The organism is Niallia sp. FSL K6-0212 (genome assembly GCF_038007605.1).
Classification (GTDB): Bacteria; Bacillota; Bacilli; order Bacillales; family Cytobacillaceae; genus Niallia; species Niallia circulans.
The window spans coordinates 94,102-112,276 of the sequence record NZ_JBBOXL010000001.1; the positions used below are offsets into that span (position 1 = coordinate 94,102).

The 18,175-nt window shown below is 36.5% G+C and carries 14 protein-coding genes; 3 read left to right on the forward strand and 11 right to left on the reverse strand.

Going from position 1 to position 18,175, the window contains the following annotated elements; all coding sequences use genetic code 11:
• Positions 1 to 265 precede the first annotated feature (265 nt).
• The gene (gene allC, locus MHH96_RS00445; protein WP_095258560.1) at positions 266 to 1,501 is read right to left on the reverse strand and encodes an allantoate deiminase; all 1,236 of its coding nucleotides are present in this window, start codon (positions 1,499 to 1,501) and stop codon (positions 266 to 268) included.
• A 246-nt stretch (positions 1,502 to 1,747) separates the two neighbouring features.
• Between allC and MHH96_RS00450 the strand changes: the two genes are divergently transcribed.
• Together MHH96_RS00450 and MHH96_RS00455 are read left to right on the forward strand one after the other, a co-directional pair.
• Positions 1,748 to 3,394 carry a PucR family transcriptional regulator gene (locus MHH96_RS00450; RefSeq protein WP_328283308.1) on the forward strand — a complete coding sequence of 549 codons (1,647 nt, stop codon included), beginning with the start codon at positions 1,748 to 1,750 and terminating at the stop codon, positions 3,392 to 3,394.
• A 152-nt stretch (positions 3,395 to 3,546) separates the two neighbouring features.
• Complete coding sequence (locus tag MHH96_RS00455; protein WP_328283309.1) at positions 3,547 to 4,878, forward strand: nucleobase:cation symporter-2 family protein; 1,332 nt, start codon at positions 3,547 to 3,549, stop codon at positions 4,876 to 4,878.
• 45 nt (positions 4,879 to 4,923) lie between these two features.
• Here the strand turns inward: MHH96_RS00455 and MHH96_RS00460 are convergent, their stop codons facing one another.
• On the reverse strand, positions 4,924 to 6,159 hold the full coding sequence (locus MHH96_RS00460; RefSeq protein WP_047944892.1) for an NAD(P)-dependent malic enzyme: 1,236 nt from the start codon (positions 6,157 to 6,159) through the stop codon (positions 4,924 to 4,926).
• Between the two features lie 230 nt (positions 6,160 to 6,389).
• Positions 6,390 to 7,076: a ribose-5-phosphate isomerase RpiA gene (gene rpiA / locus MHH96_RS00465; protein ID WP_047944890.1), complete on the reverse strand. Its 687-nt coding sequence runs from the start codon at positions 7,074 to 7,076 to the stop codon at positions 6,390 to 6,392.
• A 386-nt stretch (positions 7,077 to 7,462) separates the two neighbouring features.
• Here rpiA and MHH96_RS00470 point away from each other — a divergent pair, with 386 nt between their 5' ends.
• Entirely contained in the window at positions 7,463 to 7,684 is a 222-nt protein-coding gene (locus MHH96_RS00470; protein WP_338068364.1) for a hypothetical protein, read from the forward strand.
• Between the two features lie 106 nt (positions 7,685 to 7,790).
• On the opposite strand, the gene zupT is transcribed toward MHH96_RS00470, so the two are convergent.
• The 8 genes from zupT to MHH96_RS00510 all read right to left on the reverse strand — a co-directional run bounded on the left by zupT (position 7,791) and on the right by MHH96_RS00510 (position 17,586).
• Positions 7,791 to 8,600: a zinc transporter ZupT gene (zupT, locus tag MHH96_RS00475; RefSeq protein WP_095330334.1), complete on the reverse strand. Its 810-nt coding sequence runs from the start codon at positions 8,598 to 8,600 to the stop codon at positions 7,791 to 7,793.
• A gap of 293 nt (positions 8,601 to 8,893) precedes the next feature.
• Complete coding sequence (locus MHH96_RS00480; RefSeq protein ID WP_123258214.1) at positions 8,894 to 9,103, reverse strand: hypothetical protein; 210 nt, start codon at positions 9,101 to 9,103, stop codon at positions 8,894 to 8,896.
• A 187-nt stretch (positions 9,104 to 9,290) separates the two neighbouring features.
• Entirely contained in the window at positions 9,291 to 10,808 is a 1,518-nt protein-coding gene (locus tag MHH96_RS00485; protein WP_336045388.1) for a flavocytochrome c, read from the reverse strand.
• A gap of 194 nt (positions 10,809 to 11,002) precedes the next feature.
• A complete protein-coding gene (locus MHH96_RS00490) occupies positions 11,003 to 11,428 on the reverse strand; it encodes a MaoC family dehydratase (protein WP_095330331.1) in 426 nt (141 codons plus the stop codon).
• Between the two features lie 331 nt (positions 11,429 to 11,759).
• Positions 11,760 to 13,478: a thiol reductant ABC exporter subunit CydC gene (cydC, locus tag MHH96_RS00495; protein ID WP_341116323.1), complete on the reverse strand. Its 1,719-nt coding sequence runs from the start codon at positions 13,476 to 13,478 to the stop codon at positions 11,760 to 11,762.
• Positions 13,478 to 15,208, reverse strand: a complete 1,731-nt coding sequence (gene cydD, locus MHH96_RS00500) for a thiol reductant ABC exporter subunit CydD (RefSeq protein WP_336045390.1) — start codon at positions 15,206 to 15,208, stop codon at positions 13,478 to 13,480. Before cydD ends, cydC begins: the two co-directional genes overlap by 1 nt.
• Before the next feature lie 15 nt (positions 15,209 to 15,223).
• The gene (locus tag MHH96_RS00505) at positions 15,224 to 16,237 is read right to left on the reverse strand and encodes a cytochrome d ubiquinol oxidase subunit II (protein ID WP_047944877.1); all 1,014 of its coding nucleotides are present in this window, start codon (positions 16,235 to 16,237) and stop codon (positions 15,224 to 15,226) included.
• Positions 16,234 to 17,586 carry a cytochrome ubiquinol oxidase subunit I gene (locus MHH96_RS00510; RefSeq protein WP_047944875.1) on the reverse strand — a complete coding sequence of 451 codons (1,353 nt, stop codon included), beginning with the start codon at positions 17,584 to 17,586 and terminating at the stop codon, positions 16,234 to 16,236. Before MHH96_RS00510 ends, MHH96_RS00505 begins: the two co-directional genes overlap by 4 nt.
• Positions 17,587 to 18,175 lie beyond the last annotated feature (589 nt).

Below are 18,175 nucleotides of genomic sequence, written 5' to 3' on the forward strand. Positions count from 1 at the left end.
CCATGAACTCCACTTTCCTCTTTCCACTCTTACTTTTCGGCTTTCATCAACCCCATGAACTCCACTTTCCCCTTTCCTCTCTTACTTTTTGGCTTTCATCAACCCCATGAACACCACTTTCCTCTTTCCTCTCTTACTTTTTGGCTTTCATCAACCCCATGAACACCACTTTCCTCTTTCCACTCCTACTTTTCGGCTTTCATCGACCTCATGAACTCCACTTTCCGCCTTCCCTGCACCTTAAGTACGTTCATCTCAGAAAAAATCAATAAGCCAAACGGTGTAGTAATTCTATAAGGACAACAACCCCATTTTTTAAATCTTCTAGTTTCGTATGTTCCTTTGGTGAATGACTGATTCCATTTACACTAGGAACAAATAGTAACGCTGTCGGGCAATAGGTTCCGAAAATTTGTGCATCGTGACCGGCACCACTAATCATTTTTTGATAAGGAATATCTATTTCCTCCACAATTCTCTCCGATAGCTGCGTTAATTTAGCGTCCATTGCAACGGCCTTAACATCCAGCCATTGATTCCATCCTACTTCCATATCAGCAGTCTTACCTCTCTGTTTAAAATAAGCAAAAATTTTCTCACAATAGTAATCTAGTACTTCTTCTTGGTGGTGCCGGACATCCAGTGTAAACGTAACCTCTTTGGCAATCACATTAGGAATATTAGGAACTGCCTGTATTTTCCCAACTGTCGCCACTAAGTGAGCGTCTATTTCCGTAACTTGTTTAATAGCATATGTAATTAATTCTGCTGCAAGATGTACACTGTCCTTCCGATAGAGCATTGGGGTTGTACCTGCGTGGTTACTCTCCCCCATTACTTTGATCGTAAATCTTCTTTGTCCTACTATATGAGAGACAATCCCTATAGACTTCTGCTCTTTTTCTAAGACAGCCCCTTGTTCTATATGTATTTCTATAAAGCATTCAATATCCTCTCGCTTTACTTGTTTTTCATCTGGCTGCAAACCCGCCGATGTCATAGCTTGAGCAAAGGAAATATTTCTTACGTCAGCTAATCCTTCACAATCCCTTTTAGTAAATTTTCCTGTTACCGATCCAGATCCCCAGAAAGCTAAAGGAAATCTACTCCCCTCTTCCTCACATAACGAGACTACTTCTACTGTCTTTTTTGGTTTGCCATAATGCTTCTTCAAATAATTGACAGCGATAAAACTCGCCATAATCCCGAAGGCTCCATCGTATTTTCCGCCATCTACAACAGTATCAATATGAGAACCTGTTAATATAGCTTTCTCCTCTTGATCTGTTCCTTCTAACCTGCCAAATAAGTTGCCAACACCATCAAAATAAGGATTCAAACCACTTTCTTTCATTTTTTGAAAAAGAGAATGTTGTGCTAAGCGCCAGTTTTCATCATAGAGAAGTCGTGTAACTCCACCACTTTTCGTCTTTCCAAATCGAGCAAGCCATTCTAGCCAATCCCCTACCTCTTTTGTTTCAATATCAATAGTTGTCTTCATTGATTCCGCTCCCCTCCCTGATACTCTCCCCACATTCAAAATAAAAAGAAAGGACTCTCCTCTCTCCTTTTGTTATTTTCTAATAATATTTAAAACTACTTAAAACGCACTCATATTATGTAACCATTATTTTAATAATCACCTGCTAGCAATTCATTAGACAAAATGTTAGAATTATCTAAATAGTTTGTATAAAATAACTAAAGAAGCTTCTTGATTAATTGGATTACTTTAGGAGGGATACATTTGAAATTAGCAGAGATATTACAAAAACCTGCCTTTAAAGAGGTGCAAGTAATTACAGGTCACAAGGGATTAAATAAAGACATAAAGCATATTACCATGATGGATGCACCTGATATCGTCGACTTCTTAAACCCGAACGATTTATTAGTCACTACTGCCTATCATTTTAAAGATAATCCTGGTGTTCTGCTCTCCTTAATAAAAAGTATGCATAAAAGAGATTGTACAGCCTTAGGAATTAAGTCCAAGAGATTTTTAGGACATATACCACAAGAGGCGATTCAATTCGCTGATGAAATAGGATTTCCCCTATTAGAAATACCTTTAGAAACTTCACTAGGGGAAATCGTTAATGCTTCTTTAAACTATATGTTGAGTCAAAGAACAGCAGAGTTAACCACTGCCTTTGAAACTCATCGAAAATTTACGCAGCATATTCTGAAAGGGAAAGGGATAAAAAGGCTTATTGATGACTTATCTCAAATGATTAACAAGCCGATTGTTTTACTGGATGCCCATTTCCAATTACACACTTCTTCTCATAATCGAACATCCATCGATAACTTTTTTAGCTCTCTCCATGCAAATGGATTTGAATTTTTATTAGCTAACGCACCTTATTCATGTTTTTCGAGTAGAAATACAGAAGAAGTGTTTACCATTTTCCCCATTTATACTCATATGAGAAAACCAGCTTTTTTAGTTGTTCTGGGAGAAATCCCCATGAAAGATCACAGCTTACTTCTTACGATTGAACAGGCAACTAATGTGCTTTCTTTTGAGCTAATGAGGGAAAATACAGTGAAGCAATATACTAGAAGAGCAAGAAATGACTTCTTCGCTCACTTTATGGAAGGAAAGTTTAGCTTTGCTGAGGAAATCGAAAGCAGAGCTAAAGAATTTTTCTTAAAAAAAGAACAGGCTTCCATCGCAATAATTGGCAAATTGGATAGCGGCGATCAATATAAATCTTTCACACAGCATTCTGTTGAGGTAGATTATGTATATGAATTTATCGAAACAGAAATAAAAAAGGCACCTTTCGCTTCTCAGCTTTTTCTTATACAAGACCATTGTATTATTATCATGGAAGTTACCCATTCCTCTTATGAGCTAGACAAAACCATTCTTCCTTATTTACAAAATATCCAAACCTATCTTGCGAACACATTTAAAACAAGTATCTCATTCGGTATCAGCAATGTTTATCAGCGTCTGTTAAATTTACCCAATGCTTATCAGGAGGCGCTTAGTGCTTTACATACTGGACAGCTTTCTGGAAACACGCCTTTTATCCAGATACATCGACCAAAGGATGCCTTTGAAATGTTAAGAATCATTCCAACAAAGGATCTGCAGGAATTTTATGACCATATCTTCCATTCTTTTTCTAACAGTCACCAGCAAGAAGAAGAACAAATATTACTCCATACATTATCTGTTTACTTAGAGACCCATTGCCAAATCTCTGAGACGGCGAAACGCCTTTATGTACATCGTAATACAGTAATTTATCGCTTAGAAAAATGTGAGGATCTCTTAGGAAAAAGTCTTAAGGATCCAGAGACTACCTTCCACCTTCGTTTTGCTTTTCGGATTAAATCAATTTTAAAAATGAATGAAAGAAAAAAACAAAGCCAAATCTAAAGAAGTTTTTCATTTGTCTTAGTTATATAATCTATATTTTCTAAATATTTTGTATAAATTAACCAATGACTTCTTTCTTCTCACTTCTTATTATGTTAATAAATATAACACCATACGTTAGAATGAATAACAAAGGAGAAGGAGTGTTTATAATGCCTCAAAATAACAAAAAGGGAATTCGAATTTTTTCTTTAGGTCTTCAACATGTTCTTGCTATGTATGCTGGTGCTATCCTTGTTCCACTATTAGTTGGAAGAGCATTGAATTTAACAACCGAACAACTAGCTTATCTTGTTGCAATTGATCTTTTAACATGTGGAATTGCCACATTGCTCCAAGCCTGGAAAAACCAATATTTAGGCATTGGCTTACCAGTTGTACTAGGTAGTTCATTCGTTGCGGTTACTCCGATGATTTCGATCGGAACAAATTATGGAGTCACTGCTATTTATGGAGCCATTATTATTACAGGAATTTTTATGATTATTTGTGCTCCCTTTTTCAGCAAAATTACCAAGCTTTTTCCTCCAGTTGTAATTGGAACAGTTGTAACTATTATCGGTTTATCTCTTATCCCATCCGGTATTAAAAATATGGGTGGAGGAGCAACAAGCAAAGACTTTGGCTCCATTGAAAATTTGATTTTGGCATTCGGAGTCCTATTATTCATTCTTTTGTTAAACCGGTTTACAAAAGGATTTATACAATCATTGTCCGTCCTAATTGGAATTATTGCTGGTACTATCATTGCTGCTGTTCTTGGTAAGGTGAACCTTACCCCAGTAAGAGAAGCTAGTTGGTTCCATTTTCCTGAACTATTTTATTTTGGGACACCCAGCTTTGAAGTTGGGCCAATTCTTACTATGTTAATTGTCGGTTTAGTTATTGTGATTGAATCAACTGGTGTCTTTTTCGCACTAAGTAAAATAACGGAGACTCCACTAAGTGAAAAGGATTTAACGCGTGGGTATCGTGCCGAGGGTTTAGCCATTACTATAGGTGGACTATTTAATGCTTTTCCCTATAATACCTTTGCTCAAAACGTCGGTCTTGTTCAGCTATCAAAAGTCAAAACAGTAAATGTCGTGATTGCAGCAGGAGGAATTCTTGTTTTTTTAGGCTTCATTCCTAAGGTTGCGGCTTTTGCCACTATTATTCCGACACCAGTATTAGGCGGAGCAACCGTTGTTATGTTTGGAATGGTTGTTGCTTCTGGCATCAGAATGCTGAGCAAAGTTGATTTTACCAATCAGGCTAACTTGTTAATCATGGCTTGCTCTATTTCTGTCGGTTTAGGAGCAACAGCAGTTCCTAATTTATTTGACCAGCTTCCTTCCGCCTTAAGAATCATTGTAAGTGATGGGATTATCACAGGAAGTCTGGCTGCCATTTTATTAAATCTTCTTTTTAATGTTAAAACAAGTAAGAAAAGCTCTAATGCCTCTCTCTTGAGCAAACAAATAGGCGAAACACATACATTGTAAACAAAAAGAGGCTGCCATTTGGCTCGAGCCTCTTTCTCTCTCTCTTTATTGTTTATCAATAATCGTCGCTTTCATGGTTTTCAGCCTTACATCTTCTGGATTAACTTGAATTCTTGCTACATTTGTTTCCATTGCTGCTTTTGCCACAGCTGAAGCAACAGCGGGAGCAACTCTAGGATCAAAGGGACTTGGAATTACATAATCTTCATTCAACTCGGCATCCGCAACTAATCCTGCAATCGCTTCTGCTGCTGCTTTTTTCATTTCTTCATTAATAGTGGTCGCACGAACATCTAAAGCACCACGAAAAATACCTGGAAAGGCCAATACATTATTAACTTGGTTCGGAAAATCTGATCTTCCTGTTCCAACTATGATGGCGCCCGATTCTTTCGCATGTGCAGGACTTATTTCTGGTACTGGATTTGCCAGTGCAAAGATGATCGCATCCTTATTCATTGTCTGTACCATTTCTTTCGTTAAAGTGTCTGCTACAGAAACGCCAATAAATACATCTGCTCCTACCAAAACATCTCTCAGTGTACCTGTCGCCAACTTAGCATTCGTATATGCTGCTACAGATTCTTTCGCTGGATTCATCCCAACTTTCCTGCCAGCAAAGATCGCCCCTTTTGTGTCACATATAATCATATTAGTTACACCATAAGAGTTGAAAAGCTTGGTAATAGCAATGCCTGAAGCGCCAGCACCATTTATTACTATTTTCAAATCCTTCATTTCTTTCTTTACAATCTTAAGGGCGTTCAGAAGTCCCGCCAAAGCTACGATTGCTGTACCATGCTGGTCATCATGATAAACAGGAATGGCTAATTCTTGATTTAATCTTTCTTCAATCTCAAAACACTGCGGAGCAGCAATGTCTTCAAGGTGGATGGCACCAAAAGTAGGAGCCATTAGTTTAACTGCTTCTACTATCTTGTCTACATCTGTTGAATTTAAAGCAATTGGGAAGGCATCTACTCCTGCAAAACTTTTAAGCAATATTGCTTTCCCTTCCATTACTGGCAATGATGCCTCAGCACCAATATTCCCCAAACCAAGTACGGATGTACCATTAGTGATAAGTCCCACCATATTGCCCTTCATGGTAAAGTCATAGACAGTTTCCGGGTTTTCAAAAATTTCTTTACATGGTTCTGCTACTCCTGGAGAATAAGCTAAACTTAAATCTTGGGCATTTTTCACTTCCACTTTTGCATGGATTTCCAATTTCCCTTGTTTGACTTGATGCATATGTAGTGCATCTTCTCGTAAAGACATTCTATCTCTCCCTTATTTCTGTAACATGATTGCATCCTTCCATTGGATGCATTTCTTAGATAAGGATTCCCTTACCTATCTACGATAATATAACGTAGAAACAAAAAAAGAAACGCTTTCAAGCAAAAATAAAGATATCTTTAAAACAGCTCCAAAGCATGTCCATAAACCGCCATTATCCTTCCGTTACAAGGGAACTTATTCTACATAAATCCCCTATATCTAAAGCATTATCTGTTCTTGTGCTCCACGCTAATTTGATCTTGCTCATTTATTGAAATTAATACGTCTACCATATTAATAAAAAGGCCATTCTCTACTACCCCTACTATATTATTCAAGTCTTGATGTAATTGAGTGGGGTTTTGGATAGTAGGAAAGGAACAATCTATAATATAATTTCCGTTATCTGTTACGAAGAGCTCGCCATCTTTCTGCCGTATTGCTGTTTTGCAGCCGAATTTTTGAATAGCTTTCTCTGTATGTTCACAGCCAAAAGGTACGACTTCAATAGGCAGAGGGAATTTCCCCAATGATTGCACTTTCTTACTTCCATCAGCAACTACAATAAAGGTTTTAGCAGCATTAGCAATTATTTTCTCACGCAATAATGCTCCGCCTCCCCCTTTTATTGCAAAGAAGTTATCATCAATTTCATCCGCTCCATCAATAGCAATGTCTAATTGCTCCACTTCATTTATATCAACCAGCTGAATTCCACATTCACTGGCTAACTTTTCTGTAGCCTTTGACGTTGCTACACCTTTTAATTCCATCCCTTCCTTAATCATTTCTCCCATTTTTTTTATCACATAATAGGCAGTAGTTCCCGTGCCTAGTCCCACTGTCATCCCATCTTTCACAAATTGAACGACCGCTGCTTCTCCGACTATTACTTTTTCATCCTGTCTTTCCATTCTGTTCACCTACACACTTTTATTGTATTCATCCAAATAGTTATCCTCCTTCTATAATAGATGATAACGCCTTCTCTTTCATCTATTTTCCTTAGAAATTTTCTCCTAAATATACTTTCACTTTATTTTTCACTTGTTCCATTTTATCTGCATTCCTCCTATAGATCGCTTTTGCTGCAATAATCATATTTTCCTTCAAAAAAAGAAGCCATTATATTTTTTGAACTGTCCGATTTCCTTTTTTGTGCCCTTTTAAATGATTTCATTTCCTCCTTAGTTATTCCGCAAAAAAATTCCAATTTACCGAGTCATAGTTCGTTTGTCTTTCATTTGAAACTTTTTCATGCGTTTTTCGTATTTGTTAATAAACAATATAAGGGAGTTATATGATGATTATTATTGTGATTGTAATAGCTATATTCTTGAGTTCCCTAGCTGGAATTATCACGGATCATTTAGAAAAAAGGGCCAAGCTCAACAAAGCAATGCTAAAAGATCAGTTAGAGCTGGAAAGATTAAAACATGAAAATTTCTTATTAGAAACAGAAAAATTGAAATTAGAAGTGGAAAAAATGGAGAAGGAAAACAACTTATTAGAAAAGAAGTAATGGTGAATTCTATTAAAACGAAAACCGGAGTACACTTCCCTTTCGGGTGCGTGGATTCCGGCTGAATCAATCCAGTATTCAAGGACATTGACCATATAATTTTTCATTATATAAACAATAACAAACTTACTGCCATCACAGCCATCCCTGCTATCAGGCCGTATATGGATAAGTGGCCTTCGTCGTATTTTTTGGCTGCTGGCAGTAATTCATCTAAAGAAATAAACACCATGATTCCTGCTACTGCTGCAAATATGAGACCGAACATAACATCATTTAGAAATGGCATCAAGATGAGAAAAGCAACTAATGCGCCAACTGGCTCTGCTAATCCTGATAAAAACGAAAGTTTAAATGCCTTTTTTCGATCACCTGTTGCAAAGTAAATGGGTACTGCCACAGCAATCCCCTCTGGTATATTATGTATGGCGATGGCAACAGTAATTGCTACCCCCAGTCCTGGATCTTGTAAAGCTGCCGTAAAGGTTGCAATTCCTTCTGGAAAATTGTGAATAGCAATTGCCAATGCTGTAAAACTTCCCATCTTTAATAAAGAATGATCTGTCCTTTTTAGATTAGATTTATTAATTTCCTCTACTTTCTTTAATTCATGTGGGTTTCCTTGCTCTGGAACAAATTTGTCGATCAAGGCAATAAGGAGAATTCCACCAAAAAAGCCCGCCACCGTAAGCCAATTCCCAGTCTGTATCCCCAATGATCCTACTAATGCATCCTTTGCCTTCACAAAAATTTCAATCATCGATACATAAATCATTACTCCTGCTGAAAAACCAAGCATCCAAGAGAGAAACTTTGTGTTTGTGGTGGATGTAAAAAAAGCAAGGACACTTCCTATCCCAGTAGCAAGGCCTGCTAATAATGTTAAACCAAAGGCAATTAATAAATTTTCGGGCATTTAAATCCCCCTTTATCTACTATAATATTTCTGTGTTTTTCATTTATATAAAATTTATTTCTTCATTAAAAAATGTTTCTCTCAGGAAAAATTTTATCTAAATTCCAAATATTCGTCAATCTATACATTATGTATTATAGGTGAATTATCCATATCTCTATGCTAATCTTTTGCTTTTTTTATCCTTCTTCCCTAACCATTAACATCACTTAATACATTATACGCAAAAAGATAACTTTCTTTCCTTCCTTCTTTGTTTTTTCGAAATCAGCTCCATCTTCTAGGTAATAGTCTTATTTTTTATTATTTATCCCTTTAAACACTCTTTTAACTCCCTCAGTAATAATCGTACTTCCTATTAAATCAATAAGGAGATTGCCATTAATCATTTTAATTAAATAATAGGACAAAGTGCCGATTCCCATATCCATCATTAAAAATCTTTTCATTTGTGAAAATTCTAAAACCACAATCATTACTTCTTTTCCTCTATTGTCTTTCATTTTCCACAGCTCCCCTTTGCATTTAACGTATGAAGGCAAGAGATTGTCCGATGTCCCTAATTAATTTATTTAAGACAATAATCTTAATAGCAAAATAAAAGGTCCAAATCAAAAGTGATTTGAACCTTTTATCTATCAGCCTAATTGGCTAATGAAACTGAAATATAAGCTTTCACAGTACTATCGATTATTTTGCTTTTACATAATCTGCAGATTTCACACCAGCCTGACGACCAAAAATAATTATTTCTGCGACAGAATTACCGCCAATTCGATTTTCTCCGTGAAGTCCACCGGTAACTTCCCCTGCTGCAAATAAGCCTGGGATTGGCGCTCCTTCTTTATTAAGGACTTCTGTGTTTGTATTAATTTTTACTCCCCCCATTGTATAATGGATACCTGGGGCAATTTTAATAGCATAGAAAGGAGCTTTGGATAAATCATTGTCTATTCCTGTTGTTCTTCCGAAAGCTTGATCATCCTTATTTTTAACAGCACTATTCCATGTTTCTAGCGTGGCAGTTAACTCGTCAGCAGAAACATTCATCTTTTCCGCTAGAGCCTCGACTGTTTCTCCTTCTAATACAAATCCCATTTTTTTATACTGCTCAATAGCTTTTACACGAGATTTCACCCCAGCATCAAACACTAAAAATGCCGCTTTTTCTGGAAGCTCATTGATTGCCGCAGTAACTTTATCACGCGTGTCTAATTCGTTTGTAAATCTTTTTCCTTCTGCAGAGACCATTATTGCACCTTCTCCACGAACTGCTTCTCCTATTAAATATGATTCATCTTGTTGTACAGTTGGATGGACTTGAATTTGATCTAAATCAACGGTTGTCCCACCTAGTTTTTCAATCATTTTAATTCCGTCACCAGTACTACCAGCTTGGTTTGTTGTCACATAGTCTCCTAAATCACTTCTTACTTCTTTAATCATTTCCATATTGGCGCCGAATCCACCAGTAGTGACAACAACTGCTTTTGCAGCAATTTCTTTTTCATCGGTTTGATTGAATAATACATGGACGCCATTTACATTCCCGTCTTTTACTGTTATTTCTTTCACATCTGCATTAACAAATAATGGTATATCCTTTTCTTGCACATTTTTCAATAATCCATCTACAATGTACTGCCCAACTGCTGAGCCATCTTCAGGACGATGAGTACGTTTTTCGCTCATTCCACCTGTGATCGTTAAATTATTTAACCGGATATCAATGGAATCTAGCCAATCAATAGCACTTGCAGAATGATCAACAAAGAAACGTAACATTTCTTTATTATTTGTTCCATGACCACCCTTTAATGTCTCTTCATAAAAATTATCATTACTATCCTTAATGCCTTGTTCTTTCTGAAATTTAGTTTCTGAAGCATTCATTCCAGAAGAAGCCTTTGTTGTATTACCTCCTGCAACCGGCATTTTTTCAAGGATAACTGGATTTAATCCCTTGGCCTTTGCTTCTAACGCAGCTGTCATTCCAGCTCCGCCAGCGCCAACAATAATAATATCATAGCTGTCTTTAAGTTCTTCATATGGTGTATAACTAGTTTTGGACGCTCCTGATACTGTTTCTGCCCCCTTATCTTTTTTTTCTTGCTTTTGCGTGTTACTTGCTTTGTCGTTTCCACAACCAGCAAGGACAAGCACTAGGGAAAAAACTAAGATAAGCATAGATGTTATTCTTTTTTTCATCTTTTTACCTCCATACAGCACCTATTCTATTCATTGCTCAGGTGCCTTCATCTACCAAAGTATAGCACCAAAAACATAGTTTGTGCATAAGTTCACAAAAAAGTTAGAATTTCATTTACCTGTCACAATGGAAAATCTAAAAAGGCTGCCAATACTCTTATAAGGAGTATATCGACAGCCTATTTCCCTCTTTTTTATCGTTTTATTAATACAGATAATTCTCCTGTAAATACTTCCTCTTCTTTATCATTAAACGTCTTAAGCAATACAGTAAGAATACCGGTAGCACTTTTATTGGCTTTTTTTTCAAGAACTTTTACAATCGTATACAACTTATCACCTGGATATACAGGTTTAATAAATTGTACGTTATTCATCCCTGTTCCGGCAATAACATCCTCACCATATTTCTCCTCTTCGACCCATAGTTTAAAGGAAATAGCTAAAGTATGAATCCCTGAAGCAATTATGCCATTGAATCTTCCTTCTTTCGCTTTCGTTTCATTTACATGCAAATACTGCGGATCAAATTCTTCTGCAAACTTTATAATCTCTTCTTTCGTTAATGAAAGCGTCTTCGTTTGAAAAGTTTGTCCGATTGTAAATTCATCTAATTTCATCGTTACTTCCCTCTTCTTCTTGTAAATAATGTTTTTTCTCTAAAACAATGTAACTGGATTCACAATTAATGATTACACTAATCTTTCATTTCCGCAAATCAAATTTATGAGGCTTAAGAGCGGGGCTTACCCTCTGATATAAAGTATTGTTACGTTATTGATACAAATACTATGTAGCGCATGAAAAAGTAAGGGGAGTGGAGATCACCTGCAGACTGAATACACTTCACTTTCTAGGGCAAGCGGTGAGTTAATGCAATGGATTCGGTCCGCCAGTTTCTCTATTCCCATCTTTTGCAAAGTTCAAAACAAATAACTTTTCATTTTTTCCTTAAAGCAAGCTTTCTTCTAGTACCTTCATTTGATAAAAATAACCTTGCTTATCCATTAAATCCTTGTAAGAACCGCACTCGATAATTTCGCCATGATCCATTACAATAATTTGATCCATGGACTCTAAGCCATTTAAACGATGACTGACCATAATAAATGTATCCTGATCAGCATCTTTAAAAATTTCTTTGTAAATAGTTTGTTCTGTCTGTGCATCAAGTGATGAGGTTGGCTCATCTAATAACCATAGATGTCCTTTTTTCAAAAATGCTCTGGCAATAGCTAAGCGTTGTTTTTCTCCGCCTGAAAGATTTTCTCCTTTTTCTAATACGCGATGATCTAGGGAAAAATGTTCTAGCTGCACCTTTGCTAATACTGCTTCCATTTGTGTGTCACTAAGTTCTGATGCAGCTAATTGAAGATTTTCACGAATCGTACCATAAAAGTAATAATTCTCCTGCAAGACAACTTTTGTTTGTTCCCATATAGCCTCACCAGATACAGATGTTATATCTACTTCTCCCCAATAAATATTTCCGGCATCTACTTCTTGCAGCTTTAAGATCAGCTGAAGGACAGTCGATTTTCCAGAACCACTGGCACCAACAATTGCCGTCTTTGACCTAGCTGGTATCGTAAAGGATATGTTAGGAATCGTGCTGCGCCAATCCCCCATGTAAGTGAATTGCACATCTTTAAACTCTAATGATGGCGGAAGGCTAGATAACTTATTAATAGCAGAATCACTATGATTCTTTTTATAACTAGGATCTTCTACCACTTCATATAAGCGACTTGATGCATCTCTACTTTCTTGCATATAAATTGGAAATACAGCCATTGGAGCTGCAGACTCAAAGACAGTTAAAGAAATCATAACAAGCATTGCTAAAAATATCCCCTCAAGCATGCCATTCGCAACTAAATAGGCTCCAACTCCTATGACAGTCCAAATTGTAACCAACGTGATAAAACCATTAAATGATTGACTCGATACTTTATTTAAATTTTCTCGTTTTTGTTCATTGATATACGATTCAGAACGATTTAATAGCTGTTGTTGTTTATATGGTAATTGATGAAACAGCTTTAATTCGCGAAACCCATACATCACCTCTGTAATATGGGTGGATAAATCACCTCGCGCATGCCTAACTTTCCCTTTAATATTAACCTGCTTTAAGGAAAATAGTGCCGGAATGATAATTGTCGTCAAGAAAAAACCAAGTAAGAGAATCAGCGCAATGGTGATGGAATAAAAACTAGTAAATAAGATCGTGCTGACAAAAACAAGTAAGAGCACAAGCGGTGGGTAAAACACCCTTAAAAAGAAATTTTGCAAGCTTTCTACATCTCCAACTACACGCGCAAGTAAATCTCCGCTTCTATATTTATGAAATATTTGCGGAATAAGCGGCGTCAATTTTTCAAAGAAAGCCACTCGCAAATTACTTAAAATCGTAAAAGTTGCTCGATGTGATGAAAGACGTTCTCCATATTTTGCTCCTGCTTTAACAAGACCAAGTAACTTAACAGTTGAAGTTAATATAATTAAAGTATAGAAGGGAGGAATTAATGCCGACTTAGATATAAGATAACCACTTGCAGCAAATAAGCCGACACTGCTAATTCCAGCAATAAAACCACATACTACCGCTATAATAATGTCTTTTTTCTCTATTAACATTAATCTCATTATTTTCTGCAGCGCACTCATTATTGTGCCCTCCCTTTTTGAATCATTACTATCTCCTTATATGCAGGTGAAATTTCTAATAATGATTCATGTGTCCCAACAGCTTGGAGTCTCCCATTTTCTAAAAAAAGAATTTGGTCAGCATTTTTTATCGTATGCAAACGATGAGCAACGGTAATCACCGTAGCTGTCTCCTTTAATTTTTGAATTGACTGCTGTAAGATTTTTTCAGTAGCTAAGTCAAGTCCACGCGTTGGTTCATCCAACAATACAATATGAGGCTTTTTCAGAAAAGCACGTGCTATCGAAACTCTTTGTTTTTCACCGCTAGAAAGCCCTCTGCCAGCTTCGCCAATTCGAGTATCAAAGCCATGTTCTAATGAAGCAACTAGCGGTGCAATTCCCGCTAATTGTGCTGCCGTTTTAATTGCATCCATCCCAACTTCCTCTGTCGTTCCCATCGCAATATTCTCGCCAATCGTTCCTGAAAAAATATAAGGGGTTTGCGATATATAAGAAATCCTTTCTAACCAAGCGGCTTCTGCAAATTTAGTGAGTGCTTCTTGATTAATATAAATCGTCCCTTTTTCAGGAGTAATCATACCTGCTAATAAGTGAAGCAAGGTTGTCTTTCCAGCACCACTTGCGCCTACAATGGCAATTTGCTGGTTAGGTAAAAAAGTTGCTGTGATCGACTCTAATCGGAAATTAGTATTCGTATAAGCAAAGTCAACTTGATGAAGCTCAATCGTTGGGGGCACTTTCCACTTAGGAAAGGTTTGTTTTCCCCATAAAGTAGGTTCATCTTCCTCTTCAAACACCTCTAATACCTTTTTTGCAGCTCCCATGCTGCTTCTGCCATTATGAAACGTTACACCCAGTTCTTTTAGGGACGTATAAAATTCTGGAACCAAAATTAAGATCAAAAAAGCCGTGAAAAAAGAAATACTTTTATAAATAATTAATTGAATAGCAAGTTCTAAAGCCACAATTCCAATACTTAGCATCGATATAAGTTCAAGTGCAAAGGATTGTGTAAAAGCAATCTTCAATATTTCTAGTGTTGTATCACGAAAGCTTAAACTACTTTTTTCTAATTCTCCTTTTTGCCGATTTGTTTGAGCAAATAGTTTTAAAGTTACTAGCCCTTGTAAAGTTTCTAAAAACTTACCGGAAAAAGAAGCTAGTTTTTCCAGCTTCTCCTCCGATTTTTTTTGGGTTCTGATTCCAATTACGATCATATAAATTGGAATAAACGGGGCAGAAACCATTAAAATAATCCCTGAATTTACATGCTGAGTAAGAATAACAAGCAGCATTAAAAGCGGTACAAATGTACTCTGCATAACCTGTGGAATAAACTGGCTATAAAAACTATCCATCTCATCCACACCATCAAGAAGCATACTTACTTTTTCGCCTGTCTGTCCTTTTTCATTCAGCTGGACAGAATTAGCAGTATATTTTGCCAATAAATTCTTACGTGTTTCCCCTTTTACCTTGCTCGCAATCGAAACACCAATCCGTTTACTTATATAATCGGTACTAGACCTTACAAATAGGATAACAAGCAGCAGCATCAACCACGGTATAATCGCTGAAAACGACTGTTTTTTTAGGAAAACACCGTCGACAATGGACGTCATCACATAGGCCTGGGCAACAATTGCAAGCCCTAGTATCAAGGTTAGTCCAAATAACCAATAAATCTTTTTCTTATGCATCCAAACTGTTTTCTTTATATTTTGCATAATGATTCCGCCTTCTTATTTTTTTCCCTTGGCATAATCTGCATCAAATAAAAACAGGCGCATCAATAAGATTAGGGACGGAATTAGCAGTAAGAGTCCCCCTATGAAGGCAATGATAAGCGCCATTGCCATGGATGGATTTGTGGCACTATCCTCAATATTGATGTATGGATAGAGCAAATAAGGATATTTAGCCATTCCGTATCCGAAAAAGGCAAAGAGAAACTGCAGCATAATGGCAATAAAAGCAATCCCATAATTCCTGCCTATATATAATAGACCAATCCCAATAATAAAAAAGCCCATTGATAAGCCAAATATCCACCATAAATCCAGCATATTTTCGTAATTAACTTGGTTTCTCTGACTTAAAGCAATCATCGTTGTCAACGCCATAATAATGGTTGGCGTTGCCCAGAATAATGCCCATTTACGTACTAACTGAAGTGCAGCTATATCTTTTGCCCTTGATGCATAATAAGTAATAAAGCTTGCACTAATAAATAGAACAGATACAATCGCCAGCGCAACAATACTCCAAGCTAACGGGCTCGTAAATAATTCGAAATACTTTAACGAAACTTGGCCGTTGTGTTCAGAAATATATCCTCCTTCTGATATCGTTAAAGCGACCGATAATGAAGCTGGGATAAATAGGCCTGTCGCTCCATATAGAAACATATAAACATTACTTTGCTTAGAACCATAGTTTTCAAAAGCATAAAAGGAACCCCGAATAGCTAGCAAAACGATCGCAAAACTTGCAGGTACCAGCAATGCGGAGCCATAATAATAGGCTGAAGAAGGAAAGAAACCAACAATACCTACAAAAAAGAAAACTAAAAATACATTTGTTACTTCCCATACTGGTGATAGGTAACGCGAAATGATTTGATTAATGATATGGTCTTGCTTGGTAATCTTTGCATAATATGCAAAAAATCCTGCGCCAAAGTCAATCGATGCTACAATTAGATAGCCGTACAAGAACAACCATAGTACCGTAATCCCGATTACCTCATAACTCATTTTTCAATCCCCTCTTTCCATTCAGGGTAATTCTTTTCTAACTCCAATTCTGCTGGATTATCTTTAAATAATTTTCGTAAGGTGATCGTAAATAGAGTGCCAAGGACTATATACAGTGCTAGGAATAGAAAAAACATATGCAGAATATAAGGAGATGATGTAGCTGCCTCGTCTACAGTCATATATCCTCTTACTATCCATGGCTGTCTTCCCAACTCTGCAAAAACCCACCCAAGTTCTACAGCTAACATTGCTAATGGCCCACATATTGCGATTAACCATAGCATTAATCTATTATGCTGATTCCAGCGTTTAAACCTAGCTAATACAATATATATAAACGAAATTCCTAAAAGGAAGAATCCAATAGATACCATCGAATCAAATAAATAATGGATAACCAATGGCGGTCTTTCTCCTTCTGGTGTAACTTCTAACCCCGTTACTTCGCTTGTAAAATCACCATGTGCTAAAAAGCTTAAAAAGCCAGGTACTCGAATCGCTCCCACGACCTCATTCTCATCATTCAACCATCCAAATAGAAGGAGATCTGCATTCTCTTCTGATTCAAACAGCCATTCTGCAGCAGCTAATTTTTCCGTCTGATGTTTCGCTAAATATTTGGCTGATACATCCCCTGCTAATGCTGTAATCACGGAAAAGACAAACATAGCGATAACCGTCATCTTTAGTGCTTTTTTATGATATTCCCGTGCACCTTTGTTTCGCAATAACGCAATCGCAGCAATCGTTGCTAATATAGCTGCTACCGTCAAATAAGAACCTCCTAAGACGTGAAAAATTCTAGTCGGCGATGATGGGTTTAACATTGCTTTTAACGGATTAACCGCAGCAAATTCTCCATCAACCATGCTAAATCCATTTGGCGAATTCATAAAAGAATTTACTGTCGTTATAAAAACCGCAGACATCCCTGCACCGATTACAACTGGTAATGTTAATAGCCAATGCGTATATTTTCCTTTAAAGCGATCCCAAGTATATAAATAAATTCCTAAGAAAATAGCTTCAAAGAAAAACGCAAATACTTCCATAAATAGCGGCAGTGCTATGACATTACCTGCAAGCTGCATAAAATTGGGCCATACTAAAGATAGCTGTAAGGCAATGGCTGTTCCTGTCACTACTCCAATTGCAACCGTTATCACAAATCCTCTAGACCATCTTTTGGCTAGCAATTCATAGTGCTTATCTTGCTTTCTAATACCGATGAATTCAGCAATAGAAATAAACAATGGTACTCCGACCCCTAAGGTAGCAAAGATAATGTGAAAGGTAAGGGTCATTGCTGTAATCATTCTGCTAATGGTGACTGTATCAAACTCCATGTTTCTCCCTCCTGTTTTTCTTAGTGAAATATTGAGCAAGTTTAAGCTATATTTTTAACTATTTTGGAATTTAATACACAGGTACTATCTATACTTCTTTATTAATACCCAAATTATTAAGTACTTATGTACTTATCCAAAATATACGAATACTTATATTAACACTACGCTTATAATGTTAACATAGAAGAATAAATTAATATGTGTACACTTTTAGAAGGATTTTTTTCCCATTTTCCCAGTGGCATTTTTACATAAAAAAGAACCAACTCCATTTTAGAATTGGTTCTTGCTGGCTTATTTATTTTCTTCTACTTGAAATGGTTAGTAAAATTAATTTGCTTGAACATTCAGCAGGCGGTACACTTTTTGTTATTTTTCATAATCTTTCGGAATGCAATCTTGCTAAAGCGCCTATTTTTTTATTGTTTTCTTCATAATTATCAGGAACGGTCATTTTAATAGATAAATACTAATTATTTTTTCATATTTAATCGGAAAAAATATTTTGTTTTCTATTAGAAATAATATATTAGCTACAGAACTACAAAGAATATAAAGGTGGCTATGCAGGAGGAAGAGCAACTTT